Genomic DNA, 19,545 nt, shown 5'->3' on the forward strand with positions numbered 1-19,545 from the left:
TCATTGCCGCGTCGTAAAACCGTAGGCGCGGAGTCAAGAAACCGTAAGCTGGCAGTCAAGGAGCGCAGGCACCTTCCGTCGTGATTCGACGAAGGTTTTCTGAATGGCAACGCTCCGCGCTGCGCGCGCATGGACCCGGCGGCAGTTCCTGGTCCGCTCCGCCTCCAGCCTCGCGATCACCTCGCTTGCGGAGCCCTCCATCAGTCGTGGCGCCGACCGCCCCCAGATCGCGGGCGGAATCCAGTCCGGCGACGTCTCGGACGGCTCGGCCGTGATCTGGGCGCGCGCCGACCGGCCCGCGCGGATGCAGGTGGAGTGCTCGACCGTCGAGAGCTTCAAAACGATCATTGCGTCGGCTTCCGGCGATGCATTGCCCGACGCTGATTTCACCTCGAAGCTGCTGCTGACGGATCTGCCACCGGGCCAGGATGTCTTCTACCGCGTGCGCTTCGACGACGTCGCCACTGGTCTTGCCGGCGAAAGCCGCCTCGGCCATTTCCGCACTGCACCGGTTGCCGGCCAGTCGATTTCGTTCCTGTGGTCCGGCGATACCGCGGGGCAGGGCTGGGGCATCGACGTCTCGCGCGGCGGCTATCGCAGCTATCGGACGATGCTCGACAACCGTCCGGACTTCTTCATCCACTCCGGCGACCACATCTATGCCGACTGCCCGATTCCTTCCGAGTTGAAACTGCCGAACGGCGAGACCTGGCGCAATGTCGTGACCGAGGAAAAGTCCGAAGTCGCGCACACGCTGGCGCAGTTCCGCGGCAACTACAAATACAACCACCTCGACGAGCACTTCCGTGCCTTCCACGCTGAGGTGCCGATGTTCGCGCAATGGGACGATCATGAGGTCACCAACGACTGGTCACCGATCGGAAGCTATGATGATGCCGGTTACGCCGATGACGGCACCCCGCGCCTGGTCGCGCGCGCCCGCCGTGCCTTCTTCGACTTCATGCCGATCCGCGACATCGGCGTGCGGCAGGGCCGGGTCTATCGCAAGATCGCCTACGGCCCGCTGCTCGACGTCTTCATGATAGACATGCGCAGCTTTCGCGATGAGACCTGGAACAAGGGCGATGATCACCGCGGCTGGATCCTGGGCGCCGAGCAGCTCGCCTGGCTGAAGCGCGAGCTCGCCGCCTCGCGCGCGACCTGGAAGGTGATCGCGGCTGATTTGCCGATCGGTCTGATCAGCCTGGATGCCGTCGCGATCGGCGATGGGCCGCCCGACCGGCGCGAGCACGAGATCGCCGATCTGCTCTCCTCCATCAAGCGCACCGGCGTCCGCAACGTGGTCTGGCTCACCGCCGACATGCACTACACCGCCGCGCATTACTACGATCCGAACAAGGCGCGATTCCAGGATTTCGAGCCGTTCTGGGAGTTCGTCTCCGGCCCGTTGCATGCCGGCACCTGGGGGCCTGGCGAGCTCGACGACACCTTTGGTCCGGTCGCGATGTATCAGCGGGGCTGCAGCGCAGCGCAGGGCGAGAACCTCGCGCCTTGCTTCGGACTGCAGTTCTTCGGCAGGGTCGACATTGATGGCCGCAGCGGTGTGATGACCGTGACCTTGAAGGATGCGGACAATCGTCACCTCTGGTCGGTCGATATCGTGCCGCAGCCGCAGGTGCCTCCGGCCGTGGTGGCGCAGCATTCCTAGCCGCGAACCCGATCTTGATGATTGGCTGGCCAGCGACTCGCGCGCTATAGTCGTTAGTCTCGCCGCCTCGTTTCCATCACCGAAGAGTCTGCTCACGCGGCGTTGCCGCGGGCACTCGGCGGCTGCGATATCTCAGGAGCCTGTTTCATGGACCATCTGAAAACACAGGGCATCAGCTTGCCCAAGCTCGGCCTCGGTACCTTCCGCATGCAGGGCGATGCCTGCCGCGCCGCAGTCGAGAGCGCGCTGTCGATCGGTTATCGCCACCTCGATACTGCCGAGATGTATGCCAATGAGGAGCCGATCGGCTCGGCCATCGCGTCGTCCCGCGTGCCGCGGGAAGAGCTGCACGTCACCACAAAAGTCTGGCACGAGAACCTCGCCCCGGACGCGATCCGGCGTGCCTTCGATGCCAGCCTGAAGAAGCTCGGGCTCGACCATGTCGATCTCTATCTCGTGCACTGGCCGTCGAAGGCTGCGAACTGGGGCGCGGTGTTCGAGACCTTGATGAAACTACAGGAGGAGGGGCGCACGCGGGCCATTGGCGTCGCCAATTTCACCACGGCGCTGCTCAAGGTCGCGGTCGAGGACATCAAGGCGCCGATCGCCTGCAACCAGGTGGAATATCACGCCATGCTCGATCAATCGAAGGTGCTGGGCTATCTCCAGGCCAAGTCGATCCCGCTCGTCGCTTATTGTCCTCTGGCGCAGGGGCGCATCGCCTCGGATCCGGTGCTGGCCGAGATCGGCGCCAGGCACGGCGCGACCGCCGCGCAGGTCGCGTTGAAATGGCTGCTCGATCAGGACGGCGTCGCCGCAATCCCGAAGGCCTCGCGCCGCGAGAGCCAACAGGCCAATCTCGACGCGCTGAAGATCACGCTCGACGATTCCGACCGCAAGAAAATCGCCGCGCTGTCGAAGGACAGGCGCTGCGTCAATCCCGGCTTCGCACCGGCGTGGGATTAGCTCGACTGCTCAGGCAATAGAAAAGAAATGGCCCCGTGAGGGGCCATTTTCATTTGCGTTGCGCATTTAGTCCCAGTGATGGTGGCGGTGGCTGCGCTTGATCACGACCACTCGGTCTCCGCGATGGTGGCGGTGCCAGCCGCGGTCCTGATGGTGCATGCGATATTCGGCGCGGGCGCCGTACGGACCGTGATGATGATGACCGCGCTTGATCACCACCGTCTCTGCGCTTGCCAGCGTCGGCGCCGCGATCACGAGCGCACCCAGAGCCGCAACCACATAACCAAGTTTCTTCATGATGTCCTTCTCCAAACGAATGCACATCTAAACCGCAGATCGGCGCGAACGTTCCGGAGCAACGGGGAGAGAATTCTGAATGGATGTTCAGGTGAGCACGATCCGGACTCAAAGGGCCTCGCCAGCGCAAAGTGTGCGGCGGTTGTCCGATTAGATCATGCTTGGGAATGACGGCTAGTCGCAGCGTTGCTGTACGGGCGTTGGTGCGCCGGTGGCGACGTATTTGCCGTCCTTGATCGTGTACTCGCCGCGCTCGCTGCGATTGTAGATCGCGCGCAGGCTGCCGTCCTTCCGCAACAGGAGTCCGAATTCGCGCGTCTGATGCAGCGAGGGGAAGAACACCATCAAGTCGAGCAGGCCCTCGGCATTGACCGTGGCCGACACCACCTCGTTCTCGTCTTTGGCTTCGCCGAAATTGCGCCGGTACATCACCCGTCCGTCCTTCCTGATCTCGTAGGTCAGGAGCGCCCCCTTGTCGCGGTCTGGCCGGGCCGCGCAATCGACCGCCCACGAGCCGAGCAGGCCCCATTGCTCGACGGTCGCGGCCAGCGTCTCGGCACCGGCCATGGAGGTGAACGCAACCCACAGCACCACGGCCGCGATCCAGCGGTTCAAACGTCGCATCATGTCCTGAAAAACCCCGCCTCGAAGACTTCCAAAGTGTAGCATCGCGCTCGCGGCCGTTCCACGGCGGCCGGTGATCGCTCGCGAATTTGATCCGCGTCAATGAGCCATGGCATTTGCAGGGTAGGATGGCATTCCCGAAGGCGAACGTGGATAGACCAATGCTGAATCAAGTCGTGGATTTTGCGGGCGAAGTGCTGCCGGGGAGCTGTGCCGTACCGCCTTATTCCGAGGCGGCGTTTCTGACCGAGCTGGGCGATCGCTTACGGTCCTCGCGCATGCGCTGCGACCTGTCGCGCCGCGAGCTGGCCCGCCGCTCCGGGATTTCCGAGCGCTACATCGCCCAGATCGAGGCCGGCAAGGGCAACGTCTCGATCGTCCTGCTGCTGAGGCTCGCCTCCGCGATCCATAGCAGTCAGCCGCAGGCGGCCTGACGCTTCGAGGCGACGGCCATGGGGCAGCTCGTACTCGCGGCCAAGGTGACTCACGTTCCATCGTTGATGTTGTCGGAGCAGCCCGGTAGCCCGTTGCGCGACGCGCGCAAGGCCGCCGTCGAGTCTCTGCGCGAGCTTGGGCGACGGGCGAAGGAGCGCGGCGTCACCAGCTTCGTGGTGTTCGACACCCACTGGCTCTCCAATTTCGGCTACCACGTCAATGCCAATGCGCGGCATCGCGGCTCGTTCACGAGCCACGAGGCGCCGCAGATGATCCAGGATCTGCGCTACGATCTCCCGGGTGATACGCGCCTCGCCGAGGCAATCGCGGGCAGGGCGGCCGATGCAGGTCTCAACGTCATCGCCCACCAGGTGGCCAGCCTCGGGCTCGAATACGGCACCATCGTGCCGATGCACTATATGAACCCCGACGGCTTTGCGAAGGTGGTCTCGGTCGCCTCTCCGCTTTTCACCTCGTTCGACGAGAGCCGGATCCTCGGTGAGGCCACCCGCCGCGCGATCGACGAATCCGAGGAACGGGTTGCGGTCCTCGCCAGCGGGTCGCTCTCGCACCGGCTCTGGCCGAACAAGAAGCTCGGCCCCGAGGCGTGGACGTCGGTCGCCAGCGAGTTCAATCGTCAGGTCGACCTGCGCGTGCTCGAGCTGTGGCAGGACCGCCGCTACCGAGAATTCCTCGACATGCTTCCGGACTATGCCACCAAGTGCAACGGCGAAGGCGGCATGGCCGACACCATCATGCTGTTCGCCGCGCTGGGCTGGTATGACTACCGCGGCACCGCCGAGCAGCTTTGCGACTATTTTCCGTCCTCAGGCAGTGGCCAGATCAACGTGGAATTTCACGTCGAGGCGTGAGGCCGCAGCCTCAGGCCCGCTTCTCCACATTGGCGCTGCGGGCCGGCACCCCGAATTCCTTGCGGCAGACCTCGGCCAGCAGGGCGATCCCCTCGCGGATCTGCTGATGCGTGGGGCTTGCAAAGCAGAGCCGCAGCCGCGAGCTGGAATGGCCCTTGTTGGTCGACCATTCCGGTCCCGGATTGATCGAGACGCCGGCGGCGAGTGCCGCCTGATACAGTTTCAGCGTATCGACCTGGTCGGGCAGCTTCACCCAGAGGAAGATGCCGCCCTTCGGCTCCTCGAACTCGGCGGCCGTCCCGAACTGCTCGTTGAGCGCCTCCATCAGCGTGTCGAGCTTGGTGCGCAGCGCCTTTGTCAAGGCCGGCACGTGGGTCGAAAAATGCGGCTTGCAATAGGTCGCCAGCACCATCTGCTCCAGCGCGCCGGACCCGGCATCCGTCTTCAGCGCCAGCATTCGCGACATCACGTCCCAGGGCGCGACGACGAAGCCGACGCGCAGCGCCGGCGCGATCGATTTCGAGAACGAGCCGATATGGATTACGCCGCCGTTCGGGCTCATCGCGTAGATCGCCGGGGGCCGCTGTCCTGACCACACGAGGTCGGCATAGCAATCGTCCTCGAAGATGGGCACGCCATATTCGGTCGCGAGCCGCACCAGCTCGGCGCGCCGGCTCTCGGGCATGATGCTGCCGGTCGGGTTCTGCACCGTCGGAATGGTGTAGATGTATTTCGGGCGGATGCCGCGGCTCTTCAGGTCGGCCAGCGTCGTCGCCAGCGCGTCCATGCGCATGCCGTCCTTGTCGAGGGGAATGCCGACGACATTGACACCGAGCCGCGCCAGGCGGTTCAACGAGCCCTGATAGCTCTCCTGCTCGAAGAGCACGGTGTCGCCGCGCGCCAGCAGCGTGGCGTTGACGAGATCGAGCGCCTGGAGGGAGCCCGAGACGATCAGCAGATCGTCCACCGTGCAGGTGATACCGGCATCGCGCTTGAGTTTTGTCACCAGGAATTCGCGCAGGGGCAGGTAGCCCTGCGGACCATGCGCAAGACCGTAAGTGGCGAGCGAGCGGCCCTCGCGCCGCAGCACCGTGTTGGTCGCTTCGATCAGTTCGTCGAGCGGCACCTGTTCGGAATCATTGTTGCCACCGACGAAGCTGTATTTTGCAAGACCCGCCCAGCGCGCAGAGGGGGCCGGCAGCCCTGCCGGAAACAGGGGCGCGAAATCGAAGCTGGACGTCATGGGAGCGTTCCTCGTTTTGTTCTTGTTGAGCGGCGGCTTTGCACCGGCCGCCTTACTTCCTGCCGGCCGTCCGAGTCGGACGGCCCTGGCTGATGAAAGCGTAATGCGCATTGGCGATGCCGCCAACCATCAGGGCCTCGATCACCGGCTCGGCGATCTCGCCCGTGGCGGCCCAGTCGACGAGGAAGTTGGCCCCGGTCCCGCCGCGCACGTCATCGGTCGGAATGAAGATCGAGACGGTGGCGAGCGGCTTCAACGCCACCGGCGCCTTCAGATAGCTCTCAACCTGCTTGCCTGCGGTGTCGAAATAGGCGATGCGTTTGACGACCAGCGGCTGGGTCTCGGAGGCGTTGTGCACGCTCAGCGTCACCGAGAAATCGACACGCAGCTTGCCCTGGCTCATCGCGACGCTGGAATAGGCGGGCACGTAAAACCCCCCGGAAACGGCGAGGTCCTCCTTCGGCAGCGCAGTGAGCGAATCGGCAAAGCTTTGTTCGATATTGACCTTGGATTGCGCGGTGGCGGGCACGGCAAAGGCGGGGGGACCTAGCAGCATGGCTGCGACGAGCCCTCTCCGCATGTGACGAATTGCTCGCTTGCCGCACCGCAACCCGCCTCTAGGGTGCGGCAAAACGGACCAATTTGGCATGCACGAGCTCATTCGCGACATCACTCTCTCTATCCTGTTTGCCTGGATGCTGGGCCTGCTCGCCCATTTCTCCCGGCAGCCGCTGATCCTGGCCTACCTTATCGCCGGCTTCTGCATAGGTCCATTCGGCGCCGGCTGGGTCCATTCGCAGGAATCGATCAGCGTCATCTCCGAGCTTGGCCTGATCTTCATGTTGTTCATGATCGGGCTCGAGATCGACCTGAAGAAGATCGTGCGGGCAGGGCGGGTGATCCTGTTCGCTGCGGGCAGCCAGCTGCTCGGCGGCTGTCTGCTCGGAGTACTGTTCTTCGTCGGCATCGGCCTGTCGCTCGGCGGCGGGCATTTCGATGTGGTCTATCTCTGTGTCGCCTGCGCGCTGTCGAGCACCGTCATCATCGTCAAGGTGCTCTACGAGAAACGCGAGCTCGATACGCTGCCGGGCCGCATTACCCTCGGCATCCTGGTGCTCCAGGACATCTTCGCGATCCTGTTCCTGGCGGTACAGCCGAGCCTGGCCAATCTGCAGGTCAGCGTCATCCTGCTCTCGATCGGCCGCGTCGCGGTGCTGGTCGCCGCCGCGCTTCTGGTCAGCCGCTACGTACTGCCGCGCCTGTTCCACCAGATCGCCCGGCGGCCCGAGCTGATCCTGCTCGGAGCGCTCGCCTGGTGCTTCCTCGTCGCCGAGACTGCCGAGCGGCTCTCGCTGTCGCGCGAAATGGGCGCGCTGATTGCCGGCGTCTCGCTCTCGACCTTCCCTTACGCGCTCGACGTGACCGCCAAGGTCACCACGCTGCGCGACTTCTTCATCACGCTGTTCTTCGTCGCGCTGGGCATGACCATCCCCGTGCCCGGCCTCTCGGTGATTGGCCTTGCCCTGATGATCGCGGCGTTCACGGTGGTGAGCCGCCTCGTCACCACGTTCATGCCGCTCTATCTGATGAAGCAGGGCCTGCGCGCCAGCCTGTTGCCGGCGCTGAACCTCGCGCAGATCTCCGAGTTCTCGCTGGTGGTGATCCAGACCGGTGTCGCCGACCACCATATCGCAGCGGAGACGGCAAATGCCACCTCCTTCGCCTTCGTGGTGCTGGCGGTGCTCTCGACCTTCGTGATGACCCGCAGCGACGAGATCACCCGCTGGGCGATCGGCCCCTTGAAGCGGATCGGCCTGCGGGACCTCGACCATGGCAACGGCCATGCCGAGGAGCACGAGGGCGGCCATGGCGAAGCTCGCCGTATCGTCATCCTCGGCTTTTTCCGCGCGGCGAGCGCGCTCCTGGCGGAGATAGAACGGCAGACGCCGGTGTTGCTCGAGCAGATCACCGTGGTCGATTTCAACCCAAATGTGTACCAGACCCTGCTTTCGCGCGGCTTGCATGTGATCTATGGCGACATCAGCAATGTCGATACGCTGCTCCATGCCGGCATCGGCAAGTCCGAGATGATCATCCTCAGCGTGCCGGATTCGCTGCTGAAGGGCGCCACCAACGAGAAGCTGGTCCGCCACGTCCGCGCGCTTAATCCGACCGCGCTGATCGTCGCCACGGCCGACCTCCTGGCCGACGTCGGCGCGCTCTACGAGGCCGGCGCCAGCTACGTCACCGTGACCCGGCTCAGCGATGCCCATGAGCTGTTTACCGTGATCGAAGCCGCCCAGGCCGGACTGCTCGCCGACAAGCGTGCCGAACTCGATCTGCGGCTCGGTGAGCGGCGCGAGGTGCTGCCCTGACGGCGTCCGGCCGCCTTCCTTGTGGGCCCTGTGCGCCTATATCCCTGGTATCTTCGGTGCAAGCCTGAAAACCGCTTGGGACAGGCCTGCCCCGGGCATATGCGGTTGCGTCCAGGACACTAGCGTCCCGGGCCAAGTCCAGCTAAGGCGTCCGGCTAAGCCTCCGGCCCATAACCGATAGAGATTGGGAATGCCCGATACCGTCCAGGAAGTCTTGCAGGCCTTTGCCCGGGGTGAGCTCGTCGTCGTCACCGACGACGAGGATCGTGAGGGCGAGGGCGATCTGATCGTCGCAGCCTCGCTCTGCACCGCCGAGAAGATGGCCTTCATCATCCGCCATACCTCCGGCATCGTCTGCGCGCCCGTGACGACCGAGGACGCGCGCCGCCTGCGGCTCGATCCGATGGTCGCGCACAACGATTCCGCGCACACCACCGCGTTCACGGTCTCGATCGACTACAAGCCCGATGGCGGCACCGGCATCTCCGCCGAGGAGCGCGCCTCGTGCTGCCGCGCGCTCGCCAATCCCAATGTCGGCGCCAACGACTTCGCCCGGCCCGGCCACATCTTCCCGCTGATCGCCAAGGACGGCGGCGTGCTTTTGCGCTCAGGCCACACCGAGGCCGCCGTCGACCTCTGCAAGCTTTCCGGCCTGCCCCCGGTCGGCGTCATCAGCGAGTTGATGAACGACGACGGCAGTGTGATGAAGGGCGAGCAGGTGGCCCGCTTCGCCGCCCAGCACAAGCTCAAGCACGTCACCATCGCGGATATGATCGCCTACCGCCAGGCGCGCGAAAAGCTGATCGAGCGGGTCTCGACCTTCGTCACCGAGAGCCCGATCGGTCCCTTGCAGGGCTATGCCTACCGCTCGCCGTTCGATTCCATCGCTCACGTCGCCTTCGTCTATAACGGCGTCGGCGACGGCAAGAACGTGCTGACGCGCTTCCACAAGCCGAACATCGTCAAGGATACCTTCACCGGTCACAAGCGCATGGCGGTCGTGCTCGAGCATTTCAAGAAATCGGGCCGTGGCGTGCTGGTTTACTTGCGCGATGGCGCGGCCGGTGTCCCCGTGGCGCCGCTGCCGGACGAGTCATTGACGGAAGCCGACCGCAACCGCCAGTGGCGCGAGGTTGGCGTCGGCGCGCAGATCCTGCGCGATCTCGGCGTCACCTCGATCCGGCATCTCACCTCCTCGGTGCACGACTACAAGGGTTTGTCCGGCTTCGGCATCGAGATTGTCGCCAACGAGCAGCTCGAAAGCTGACCAAGACGTTTCCAGGTTCACGCCGTGGCGCGAGCGGGAACGATCGAAACCAGGATGCAATTGAACTTGTTGCCGCGGCGCTTTAGTTTGTCGGGCAATTATTGACGGAACCAGACGCGAAAGGACGTTTCATGAGCGTGCGCCCTCAGGCCAAGGACAAGCCGGCTGCGGCTTCTTTCCAGTGGGACGATCCGTTCCTGCTCGACGAGCAGCTGACCGAAGACGAGCGCATGGTGCGCGACACCGCCCGCGCCTACGCCCAGGACAAGCTGCTGCCGCGGGTCTCCAAGGCCTATCTCGAAGAGAAGACCGATCGCGAGATCTTCAATGAGATGGGCGAGCTCGGCCTGATCGGCATCACGCTGCCCGAAGAATATGGCTGCGCGAATGCGAGCTACGTCGCCTACGGCCTCGTCGCGCGCGAGATCGAGCGGGTCGATTCCGGCTATCGCTCGATGAACTCGGTGCAGTCCTCGCTGGTGATGTACCCGATCTACGCCTATGGCGACGAGAACCAGCGCAAGAAGTACCTGCCGAAGCTCGCCAGCGGCGAGTGGGTCGGCTGCTTCGGCCTGACGGAGCCTGACGCCGGCTCCGATCCCGCCGGCATGAAGACCCGCGCGGAGAAGGTTTCGGACGGCTATCGCCTCACCGGCAGCAAGATGTGGATATCGAACGCGCCGATCGCCGACGTATTCGTGGTCTGGGCCAAGTCGGCCGCGCACGACAACCAGATCCGCGGCTTCGTGCTGGAGAAGGGCATGAAGGGCCTGTCGGCGCCGAAGATCGGCGGCAAGCTGTCCTTGCGCGCCTCGATCACCGGCGAGGTCGTGATGGACGGCGTCGTGGTTCCGGAAGACGCCCTGCTGCCCAACGTCTCAGGCCTGAAGGGCCCGTTCGGCTGCCTCAACCGCGCCCGTTACGGCATCTCCTGGGGCGCGTTAGGGGCCGCCGAGGACTGCATGCATCGGGCCCGCCAGTACACGCTCGACCGCAAGCAGTTCGGCAAGCCGCTCGCCGCGACCCAGCTCGTGCAGAAGAAGCTCGCCGACATGGAGACCGAGATCGCGCTGGGCCTGCAAGCCTCGTTGCGCGTCGGCCGCCTGATGGACGAGGGCAAGTTCGCGCCCGAGATGATCTCGATCGTCAAGCGCAACAATTGCGGCAAGGCCCTCGATATCGCCCGCACCGCCCGCGACATGCACGGCGGCAACGGCATCTCGATCGAATATCACGTGATGCGCCACGTCCAAAACCTCGAGACGGTCAACACCTACGAGGGCACCCACGACGTCCACGCCCTGATCCTGGGCCGCGCGATCACGGGCATTCAGGCGTTTTTCTAGACGCCCAGGGGGCGAGGCGAGAAAACTCTCCTCCTCATGGCCGGGCTTGTCCCGGCCATCCACGTCTTGGGCCGCGCGAAGAGCGTGGATGCCCGGCACAAGGCCGGGCATGACGAAGTCAGCAAGGTATGAGCAAGCCATGTCCGACAATGACGACGTGCCGTTCAACCGCAACTTTCTGCTGAAGCCCGGCATCGTCGAGGAGGTCCGCCCCGGCGTGCGGCGCGTGCTCTGCAACAATCCGAGCCCGTTCACCTTCACCGGCACGGTCAGCTACATCGTCGGCAGGGGCAACGTTGCGATCATCGATCCCGGTCCGGACGATGAGGCGCATGCGGCTGCGCTGCTCGATGCCGTGCGCGGCGAGACGGTGAGCCATATCTTCGTCACCCACACCCATCGCGACCATTCGCCGAACACCGCGCGCATCAAGCAGGCGACAGGTGCGCCGGTCTATGCCGAAGGCCCGCATCGCGCCTCGCGCCCGCGTTTCGAGAGCGAGAAGCACAATCCGGAATCCGGCGCCGACCGCGATTTTGCGCCAGACGTCAACCTCGCACACGGCGACGTCGTTGAAGGCGACGGCTGGCGGCTCGAGGCCGTGGCGACGCCCGGCCACACGGCCAATCATCTGGCATTCGCCTGGCCCGAGCGAAAGTTCAACTTCGTCGGCGATCACGTGATGGGCTGGTCGACCTCTATCGTGGCGCCGCCCGACGGCTCGATGATCGACTACATGGACTCGCTGGACCGGCTCGCGGCACGCGAGGAGGATCTCTATTTCTCAGGCCACGGCCCCGAGATCTCCGAGGGCCAGCGCTTCGTGCGCTTCCTGATCCGTCACCGCAAGGCGCGTGAGGCCTCGATCCTGCACCGCCTCGCCAAAGGCGAGGCCGACATCCCGACCATGGTCCGCGCGATCTATATTGGTATCGATCCGAGGCTGACGACGGCCGCCGGCTACTCCGTGCTGGCGCACCTCGAAGACCTGGTTGCGCGAGGGGTGGTCGCCACGGATGGCGATCCCGTGATCGGCGGGACGTACCGGATGGCTTGAGAGCGAACAGTGAATGGCGAGTAGCGAATAGAGCGTCTTCCATTCGCCATTCGCTACTCCCTATTCGCCATTCTCACTTCTTCACCGTCTTCGCCGGCGCCTTGGGCGGCGCAACCGGCGTCTTCTTCACGGGCTTGAGCGCGTCGGCATCGGCGGCGGCGTTGAGATCGTCGATGAATTTCTTGATGCGCGCGGCGTTGCTGCCGAGATCGCTGTCGAAATTGCGCGAAGCAGAGCGCATATCGACCCGGGAATCATCGCCATCCGGCACGACCCTTATCGAAACGTCCTCGCGAAAACCCATGATCGGCGTGCGCGCCACCGCCTCGATGCGGCCGATGCGGCGCGGCGGCTGCGGCGCGCGCTCGTCGATGACGAGCCATTTGCGCTTGTGCACGAGCTGTAGCGCGATTGCGTAGGCGCGGTCGGCGGAAATCTCGAGCTCGACGGGCTCGATTTCGGGATAGAAGTGGCGCTGCTGCTCCGCCGAGTAGAGGCCGGCATAGACCGCGGGGTTGGTGCCCTCGCCGGTGCGCAGGCGCGCCAGCGCGTCGAAGCGCGGCGGATCGATCGGGTCGGTGGTGATGTCGTAGATCGACGGCAGCTTGCGATATTGCAGGCCGAGATAGGCGGGGTAGGCGAGGATCGCCCCGTCGATCAGGAAGGCGAGCAGGATGCGCGCCAAGCCCCGCGAGCCGTTCTGCCAGATCGCGGCAAAGCCCGCGAGCCCGAACAAGATCGACAGGCCGGTGATCGCGAGCCCGCCGAAGAAAGTCGCGAGTGCCGGCTTCGGCTCCAGGAAATCGAAGCGCACGACGATGACCGACACCACCACCGCCACCACCGCGAACACGGCCAGATTGCGCGCCCAGTTCGCGAGGCTGGACACGGGCTCCGATTGATAGGGAGCGGAAAACCTGCGGGCCATCGGGTGAGCTCTGCCGGATGTTGAGGGCGGCGCCGGCCGGTTTGGCGCGACGATGCGCCGTTGAGACCACGGCCTGAGAGCAAATTCAAGGGACTCACCCTCCCCTGGAGGGGGCCGGGACGAGCGTAGCTCGCCCGTGGTCGATCGCGCGGAGCGCGAGCGGGGTGACAGTCTCTCCGTCAAGGCGCTGCCCGTGTGGAGAGATCACCCCACCCCGTCTCACATTGCGCTTCGCTCCATGTGAGCCGACCCTCCCCCTCCAGGGGAGGGTGGCAGCCAGCCCGTTACGCGGCCGCGTTCGGGAAGCGATAATCCTTGAACTGGTCGCGCAGCGCCGTCTTCAGGATCTTGCCGGTGGCCGTATGCGGAATACCTTCGACGAAGGCGACGTCGTCGGGCATCCACCATTTGGCGATCTTGCCCTCCATGTATTTGAGGATGTCCTCGCGGGTGGCCTGCTGGCCCTGCTTGAGCTGCACGATCAAAAGCGGCCGCTCGTCCCATTTGGGGTGGAATACGCCGATCACGGCGGCCTCGGCCACGGCCGGATGGCCGACTGCGAGGTTTTCGAGGTCGATCGAGGAGATCCACTCGCCGCCGGACTTGATCACGTCCTTGGAGCGGTCGGTGATCCGCATGTAGCCGTCCTCGTCGATGGTCGAGACGTCGCCTGTGTCGAAGAAGCCTTCCTCGTCGAGGATGTTGGTGTCGACCCGGTAATAGGCCTTGGCCACGGCAGGGCCGGAGACCTTGAGGCGACCGAAGGTCTTGCCGTCCCAGGGCAGCTCCTTGCCGGCATCGTCGGTGATCTTCATCTGCACGGCGAAGGGCGCATAACCCTGCATCTGGAGCACGTCGAGCTTGGCATCGCCCGTCGCATTGTGGAACGGAGGCTTCAGCGCCGCGACGCTGCCGATCGGGCTCATCTCGGTCATGCCCCAGGCGTGACGGACGCTCGAGCCCATGTCGAGGAAGGCCTTGATCATCGAGCGCGGCATCGCCGATCCGCCGCAGATCACCATCTTCAGATCCGGCAGCTTGAGATTATTGGCAGCCATGTGCTGGAGCAGCATCAGCCACACGGTCGGCACGCCGGCGGTGTGCGTCACCTTCTCGGTCGAGAGCAGCTCATAGACCGAGGCGCCGTCGAGCTTGGCGCCGGGCATGACCAGCTTGGTGCCCTGCGAGGGCGCGGAAAAGGCGATGCCCCAGCTGTTGGCATGGAACAGCGGAACCACCGGCAGCATTGTCTCGGACGCGCTCGTGCCGAGCGCGTCGACATTGTTGGCCATCAGCGCGTGCAACACGTTGGAGCGATGCGAGTACAGCACACCCTTGGGATCGCCGGTCGTGCCGGAGGTGTAACACATTGCCGCTGCCGTGTTCTCGTCAAACTCCTTCCATTTGAATTTGCCGTCGGCCTCGGCGATCCAGTCCTCGTAGGCGACCACATTCTTCAGCGTGGTCTCAGGCATATGCGCCTTGTCGGTGAGCACGATGTAGCGCTCCACGCTTGGCAGCTTGTCGGCGATCTTCTCCAGGATCGGAACGAAGGTGATGTCGGTCATCACGATGCGATCCTGCGCATGATTGATGATCCAGGCGATCTGCTCCGGGAAAAGGCGCGGATTGACCGTGTGGCAGATGGCACCGATCCCCATGATGCCGTACCAGACCTCGAGATGGCGCCAGGTGTTCCAGGCGATCGTTGCGACACGGTCGCCGAACTTGATGCCGTCGCGTTCCAGCATCTGCGAGACCTTGAGGGCGCGCTTGTGGATCTCGGCGTAGTTGGTGCGGTGGATCGGTCCCTCGACCGAGCGTGTGACCACCTCCTGCTTGCCATGAATCCTGGCGGCGTGTTCGATGATCCGGTGGCAGAGCAGGGGCCAATCTTGCATCAAACCGAGCATTCCGACGTTCCTCCGAAAAGTCGCTGGGCGCGTTGTCGCTCTCAGCATTGGGCCAAAGACTTGTCATGACTATTAGCGTGCCGGACTTTCGCCGCAAATGGTCTTGTCGCGGCTATATGTCTGCTGGCGCGGCAATGGTTACCGCCGCGCTCGGGCTGTTGCTTGTGCCCGCCGAGAGGGCAGAGGCGCGAAAACATGCTCCGCCGCTGGACATCTTTGGCATTATCGCACCACGGCCGCGTGCGGTGGTTCATTCCGTCAAGATCCCATTACCGAGACCCCGTCCCGAGGAGGCGCCGACAGCTCCGGACGAGGCTCCGGCGGAGGCAGCGGGAAAGCCGTCTTCCGATCAGCCGAGCGCCGGAAAACCTGCCGAGGCTGCATCGCCCCCCCAGAAACAGGCCTCAGCCTGCCGCCTCGCGCTGACCGAGGACATTGCGATCGCGCCCTCGATCCCGGATATCAGCGGCCCCGGCGCCTGCGGCGGCGAGGATCTGGTGCGGCTGGAAGCCGTCGTGCTGCCGGACAAGCGCAAGGTGACGGTCAAGCCGGCGGCCATCCTTCGCTGCACCATGGCGTCTGCGATCGCCGATTGGCTGCGCAAGGACGTGGTGCCGCTGGCCACCAGCCTCGGCTCGCCCATCAGCGACCTCGACAATTTCGATTCCTTCGAGTGCCGCGGTCGCAACCGCGTCGCTGGCGCGCTGCTGTCCGAGCACGGCAAGGCCAATGCCATCGACATCCGCGCCATCAAGCTCGCCAATGGGCAGTCGATCGGCCTTACCGACCGCACCCTGTCGCGCGACGTTCGCGAGCGCGTGCTGCACTCGGTCTGCGCGCGCTTTTCCACCGTGCTCGGTCCTGGGTCGGACTGGTACCATGAGGACCACATCCATCTCGATCTGGCGCAGCGCCGCAACGACTACCGCATCTGCCAGTGGAACGTCTGGGATCCTCTGCCGCAGGTCGCCCCGCTGCTGCCGGCGGAACGTCCCGAGGAGGCGCCGCCGCGCGAGGTCGCGGCCAAGCCTGAGGCGAAGGAAGGTGCTGACGACGAGCCGGCGGAGAAATCGTCTTCACCTGAAGAGAAATCGCTCCCCGCCAAGAAGTCTCAATCGTCCAAGCAGGCAACAAAAAAGCGCCGGTAAAACCGGCGCCTTTTGTTGTCCAGAGGTCGGAGGCGATCAGTAGCTGGCCGCCTGGCCGGTTTGGCTGTTGCCGAGCGCCAACCGCGAATTGTACGGCGAGTCGCCGTGCTTGGGCTCGAGCACCACGACCAGGGTGCCAACCTTGACGCGATCATAGAGATCGATCGCGTCCTCGTTGGTCAGGCGGATGCAGCCTGACGAGATCGAGGCGCCGATATATTCCGGCTGGTTGGTGCCGTGGATGCGGAACAGCGTGTCCTTGCCGCCCGAATAGAGGTACAGCGCGCGGGAGCCCATCGGATTGTCCGGGCCGGGGGCGACATAGGTCGGCACGCCCAGACGCGAAATTTCACCGGGGGTGGGGTGCCAAGCCGGCCACTCGGTCTTGCTGCCCACCTTGGCAATGCCCGACCAGGCCATGGCCTCTTCGCCAACGGTGATGCCGTAGCGGATCGCCTTGCCGCCCTCGAGCACGTAATAGAGGTAATGGTTGTCGGAATCGACCACGATCGAGCCCGGCGATTCCTTGCGGTGGTATTCGACGATGGCGCGGCGGAACGGCTCTGCGACCGGGGTGTTCTCGTATTTGACCTTGGCGAGGAGTTCCTTGTCCTTCGGCTTGAAGGCCTTGGTGTCGGTCGCCTCATAGTGAGTGGCCTGCATGCAGCCCGACAGCATCAGGCCGGCGGCCAAAATCCCCAACATAACTTTCAGCGACGACATGGTTTGGTTCCAATCAAAACAATACCGCACGGAAGGCTTGGGCTTGGCGCTCAAGTTCCTCGAACCCGTTAATCCCATTATCGCTGAAATCCGCCACAATTCCAGCTCTGAAGGGCTTTTCCCGCGCTACGAGAGCCCAGCTGTGGCTTTTCTGCCGCAAATTTTGCGGTGTTGTGCGGGTTTTTCGGCTGGATACGCCGAACTGTCGATTCCGTGCCACAGTTGAGCCTCGGATCGCCACAAGTCCAAACGCTCCGTTATTGTTGTTGTCATCGTGAACCTGCCAGAATCGCGCTAAGGGGCTGGCTGTCGCAGGATCTCTGGAGCTTTTCATGTTTTCGGTGTTTGTTCCCTCCGAGTCCGCCCTCAAGAAGGCTGTCATCGAGGATCTTGCGGCCGTGCCGGAGAACGCCGTCTGGATCGACCTGGTCAATCCGAGCGCGGCTGAGGACAAGGCGGTGGAGCGGCTCGCGGGCATCGCCATCCCGACCCGGGAAGACATGCAGGAGATCGAGATCTCCAGCCGCCTCTATATGGAGAACGGCGCGCGCTACATGACTGCGACGCTGATGTGCCACTCCGATACCGACATGCCCAGGACCACGGCGGTGACGTTCATCCTCGGCGACCACCGCCTGGTGACGGTGCGGTATGACCAGCCGAAGCCGTTCGCGCTGGTCGAGGCCAAGCTCTCCCGCTCCTGCACGCCTTCCGTGACGGGCGAGATGGTGCTGATGGAGCTGCTGGATGCGGTGATCGACCGCTGCGCCGATATTCTGGAGCGTTGCGGCGCCGAGATCGATCAGGTCTCGCATGACATCTTCGAGCCCGAGAGCGAGCGCCATGGGCAGGCGAAGAGGTACTCCCAGATCCTGATCTCGATCGGCCGCAAAGGCGATTTGACCTCGAAGGTTCGCGAGAGTCTGGTGTCGATCGGTCGCGTCGTGACGTTCCTGTCCGCGGTGGTCGAGGGCGTGAAATGGTCGAAGGACATGCGCGAGCAGCTCAAGACCATGCAGCGCGACGTCGCCTCGCTGACCGACCATGCCTCCTATCTCTCCAACAAGATCACCTTCGTGCTCGACGCCATGCTCGGCGTCGTCAATCTCGAGCAGAACAACATCATCAAGCTGTTCTCGGTGATGGCCGTCGTCCTGATGCCGCCGACGCTGATCGCCTCGGTCTACGGCATGAACTTCAAGGCGATGCCGGAACTCGAATGGGTGCACGGCTATCCGATGGCGCTGGTGATGATGCTGATCGCCGCCATCGTCCCGTACTGGATCTTCAAGTGGAAGAAGTGGCTGTAGGAGTCGTGCTCGAGCAAAGATCCCTACCGAGACCTTACGCCGCTCGCAGAGACACGGTAGATCGTGTCGCAGAATAGATCGGGATTGAGGCGGCGCGGTGATGTCCGCATCGTGCCGCAATTCCTCCGGTAAAATTTGAGCGGTGGGCTGAACGTTTGCGCGAAATTTGTCTGCGATAAGCAGTGCGTAGCCGCGAGGAACAGCCATGGTTGAAAAACACATAACGTCGCCCCGCAACGTCATCGATCTGGCGAACTATCGTCAGGTCGTGGCGAGCGGCAAGGCGCCGTCGATGTCGGCACGCATGTGCCGGCACTGTGGTGCTCCGCTGCTCGATGGTGAGAACGACGACGACTGCTCGACTGCATTCAGCACGGCCGCTCCGCGGCCGCGCGAGAGGTCGCGTCGGATTCGACTCGATTGAGGAACGGAAGGTAAGGGCGATCCAGGCCTTGCGGCGGCGTTGTCTGGATCGCCTACTTCCGGCCGTAAGCTGCGACCAAGCTCAACTGTGCAATTGCGTTCGTCGTTCCGGGCGGTCCGCAATCGAACCCGAAGCTCGGGATTCCGGGCCCGATGCTTTGCGTCGCCCCGGAATGACCGGGCCGCTACACGTGCTGGCCGCCGTTGATGTGGATTTCGGCGCCGTTGACGTAAGAGCTGGTGTCCGTGCACAGCACGTAGATGATTTTTGCCACTTCGTCGGGCGTGCCGAGGCGGTGCATCGGGATCTGCTGCTCGACGATCTTCTCGGTGCCTGGCGACAGGATCGAGGTGTCGATCTCGCCCGGGGCGATTGCGTTGACTCGCACGCCGACGCGGCCGAAGTCGGAGGCCATCTCGCGCGTCAGCGAGGCGAGCGCCGCCTTCGAGGTGGCGTAGGCGGCGCCCGCGAAGGGGTGCACGCGCGAGCCGGCGATCGAGGTGACGTTGACGACCGAGCCCCTGGCCGCCTTCAATTCCTCGATCAGCCCGCGTGCCATCATGATCGGCGCGAAGAAGTTGACATGGAAGACATGCGTCCAGGTGTCGAGGTCGGTGTCGACGGAGCCGAGTCGGGAGCCGCCCGGGCCCTTCGGCGAGATCGCAGCGTTGTTGACCAGCGCATGCAGCGTGCCGCCCTCGAGCCGGTTGCGGATTTCGGAGATCGCGCGCGCAGTGTCCTGGGGATTGCCAAGGTCAACCTGGATGTGGTCCTCGGGCCCCGCGTCCCACGGGCAGTCCTCCGGGAAGGGATGCCGCGAGCAGGTGATGACGCGCCATCCCGCCGAGGAAAAGCGGATCACGGTGGCGTGGCCGATGCCGCGGCTTGCTCCGGTCAGGAGCAGCGTACGACGCGGCGCGTTGGACGAATGCGGCATGGACATCTTTC

General features: G+C 64.2%; 18 protein-coding genes. 10 read left to right on the top strand and 8 right to left on the bottom strand.

Translation table 11 applies throughout. The annotated features are described in order from the left end of the window. Window positions 1-103 precede the first annotated feature (103 nt). Window positions 104-1,669: an alkaline phosphatase D family protein gene (locus ACSHT2_RS29040; protein ID WP_440638175.1), complete on the top strand. Its 1,566-nt coding sequence runs from the start codon at window positions 104-106 to the stop codon at window positions 1,667-1,669. Between the two features lie 147 nt (window positions 1,670-1,816). Next, window positions 1,817-2,635, top strand: a complete 819-nt coding sequence (locus tag ACSHT2_RS29045; protein WP_440638177.1) for an aldo/keto reductase — start codon at window positions 1,817-1,819, stop codon at window positions 2,633-2,635. Between the two features lie 66 nt (window positions 2,636-2,701). Here ACSHT2_RS29045 and ACSHT2_RS29050 read toward each other — a convergent pair whose 3' ends face one another. Beyond that, window positions 2,702-2,932, bottom strand: a complete 231-nt coding sequence (locus ACSHT2_RS29050; protein WP_028176979.1) for a hypothetical protein — start codon at window positions 2,930-2,932, stop codon at window positions 2,702-2,704. Between the two features lie 174 nt (window positions 2,933-3,106). Then, window positions 3,107-3,559, bottom strand: coding sequence for a hypothetical protein (locus ACSHT2_RS29055; RefSeq protein ID WP_440638179.1), 453 nt, complete (start codon window positions 3,557-3,559; stop codon window positions 3,107-3,109). A 158-nt stretch (window positions 3,560-3,717) separates the two neighbouring features. On the opposite strand from ACSHT2_RS29055, the gene ACSHT2_RS29060 reads away from it, so the two are divergent. Further along, a complete protein-coding gene (locus ACSHT2_RS29060; RefSeq protein WP_239621971.1) occupies window positions 3,718-3,990 on the top strand; it encodes a helix-turn-helix domain-containing protein in 273 nt (90 codons plus the stop codon). A gap of 18 nt (window positions 3,991-4,008) precedes the next feature. Beyond that, the gene (hpaD, locus tag ACSHT2_RS29065) at window positions 4,009-4,863 is read left to right on the top strand and encodes a 3,4-dihydroxyphenylacetate 2,3-dioxygenase (protein ID WP_440638181.1); all 855 of its coding nucleotides are present in this window, start codon (window positions 4,009-4,011) and stop codon (window positions 4,861-4,863) included. 10 nt (window positions 4,864-4,873) lie between these two features. On the opposite strand, the gene ACSHT2_RS29070 is transcribed toward hpaD, so the two are convergent. Together ACSHT2_RS29070 and ACSHT2_RS29075 are read right to left on the bottom strand one after the other, a co-directional pair. Next, window positions 4,874-6,106, bottom strand: coding sequence for a PLP-dependent aminotransferase family protein (locus ACSHT2_RS29070; RefSeq protein WP_440638182.1), 1,233 nt, complete (start codon window positions 6,104-6,106; stop codon window positions 4,874-4,876). A 52-nt stretch (window positions 6,107-6,158) separates the two neighbouring features. Further along, window positions 6,159-6,686 carry a DUF3124 domain-containing protein gene (locus ACSHT2_RS29075; RefSeq protein WP_440638184.1) on the bottom strand — a complete coding sequence of 176 codons (528 nt, stop codon included), beginning with the start codon at window positions 6,684-6,686 and terminating at the stop codon, window positions 6,159-6,161. 67 nt (window positions 6,687-6,753) lie between these two features. Between ACSHT2_RS29075 and ACSHT2_RS29080 the strand changes: the two genes are divergently transcribed. The 4 genes from ACSHT2_RS29080 (at window position 6,754) to ACSHT2_RS29095 (ending at window position 12,151) form a co-directional block, all read left to right on the top strand. Beyond that, on the top strand, window positions 6,754-8,481 hold the full coding sequence (locus tag ACSHT2_RS29080; RefSeq protein ID WP_319331782.1) for a cation:proton antiporter: 1,728 nt from the start codon (window positions 6,754-6,756) through the stop codon (window positions 8,479-8,481). A 190-nt stretch (window positions 8,482-8,671) separates the two neighbouring features. Next, the gene (ribB, locus tag ACSHT2_RS29085; protein ID WP_124159691.1) at window positions 8,672-9,748 is read left to right on the top strand and encodes a 3,4-dihydroxy-2-butanone-4-phosphate synthase; all 1,077 of its coding nucleotides are present in this window, start codon (window positions 8,672-8,674) and stop codon (window positions 9,746-9,748) included. A 131-nt stretch (window positions 9,749-9,879) separates the two neighbouring features. After that, on the top strand, window positions 9,880-11,094 hold the full coding sequence (locus tag ACSHT2_RS29090; protein ID WP_440638186.1) for an acyl-CoA dehydrogenase: 1,215 nt from the start codon (window positions 9,880-9,882) through the stop codon (window positions 11,092-11,094). A 139-nt stretch (window positions 11,095-11,233) separates the two neighbouring features. Continuing rightward, window positions 11,234-12,151 (top strand): MBL fold metallo-hydrolase, encoded by a 918-nt coding sequence (locus ACSHT2_RS29095; RefSeq protein WP_440638188.1) that lies wholly within the window; start codon window positions 11,234-11,236, stop codon window positions 12,149-12,151. 73 nt (window positions 12,152-12,224) lie between these two features. On the opposite strand, the gene ACSHT2_RS29100 is transcribed toward ACSHT2_RS29095, so the two are convergent. Both ACSHT2_RS29100 and ACSHT2_RS29105 read right to left on the bottom strand, forming a co-directional pair. Then, window positions 12,225-13,079 carry a DUF1499 domain-containing protein gene (locus ACSHT2_RS29100; RefSeq protein WP_440638190.1) on the bottom strand — a complete coding sequence of 285 codons (855 nt, stop codon included), beginning with the start codon at window positions 13,077-13,079 and terminating at the stop codon, window positions 12,225-12,227. A gap of 284 nt (window positions 13,080-13,363) precedes the next feature. Further along, the gene (locus tag ACSHT2_RS29105) at window positions 13,364-14,992 is read right to left on the bottom strand and encodes a fatty-acid--CoA ligase (RefSeq protein ID WP_440638192.1); all 1,629 of its coding nucleotides are present in this window, start codon (window positions 14,990-14,992) and stop codon (window positions 13,364-13,366) included. Window positions 14,993-15,057: 65 nt separating this feature from the next. Between ACSHT2_RS29105 and ACSHT2_RS29110 the strand changes: the two genes are divergently transcribed. Continuing rightward, on the top strand, window positions 15,058-16,140 hold the full coding sequence (locus ACSHT2_RS29110) for an extensin family protein (protein WP_440638194.1): 1,083 nt from the start codon (window positions 15,058-15,060) through the stop codon (window positions 16,138-16,140). A 36-nt stretch (window positions 16,141-16,176) separates the two neighbouring features. Here the strand turns inward: ACSHT2_RS29110 and ACSHT2_RS29115 are convergent, their stop codons facing one another. Next, window positions 16,177-16,863 (bottom strand): L,D-transpeptidase, encoded by a 687-nt coding sequence (locus ACSHT2_RS29115; protein ID WP_271530197.1) that lies wholly within the window; start codon window positions 16,861-16,863, stop codon window positions 16,177-16,179. Between the two features lie 332 nt (window positions 16,864-17,195). Between ACSHT2_RS29115 and ACSHT2_RS29120 the strand changes: the two genes are divergently transcribed. Beyond that, on the top strand, window positions 17,196-18,173 hold the full coding sequence (locus ACSHT2_RS29120) for a magnesium transporter CorA family protein (RefSeq protein WP_440638196.1): 978 nt from the start codon (window positions 17,196-17,198) through the stop codon (window positions 18,171-18,173). 608 nt (window positions 18,174-18,781) lie between these two features. Here the strand turns inward: ACSHT2_RS29120 and ACSHT2_RS29125 are convergent. After that, on the bottom strand, window positions 18,782-19,534 hold the full coding sequence (locus tag ACSHT2_RS29125; protein ID WP_440638198.1) for an SDR family NAD(P)-dependent oxidoreductase: 753 nt from the start codon (window positions 19,532-19,534) through the stop codon (window positions 18,782-18,784). Window positions 19,535-19,545: the final 11 nt, after the last annotated feature.

This window comes from Bradyrhizobium sp. PUT101 (assembly GCF_052043945.1).
Taxonomy (GTDB): Bacteria; Pseudomonadota; Alphaproteobacteria; order Rhizobiales; family Xanthobacteraceae; genus Bradyrhizobium.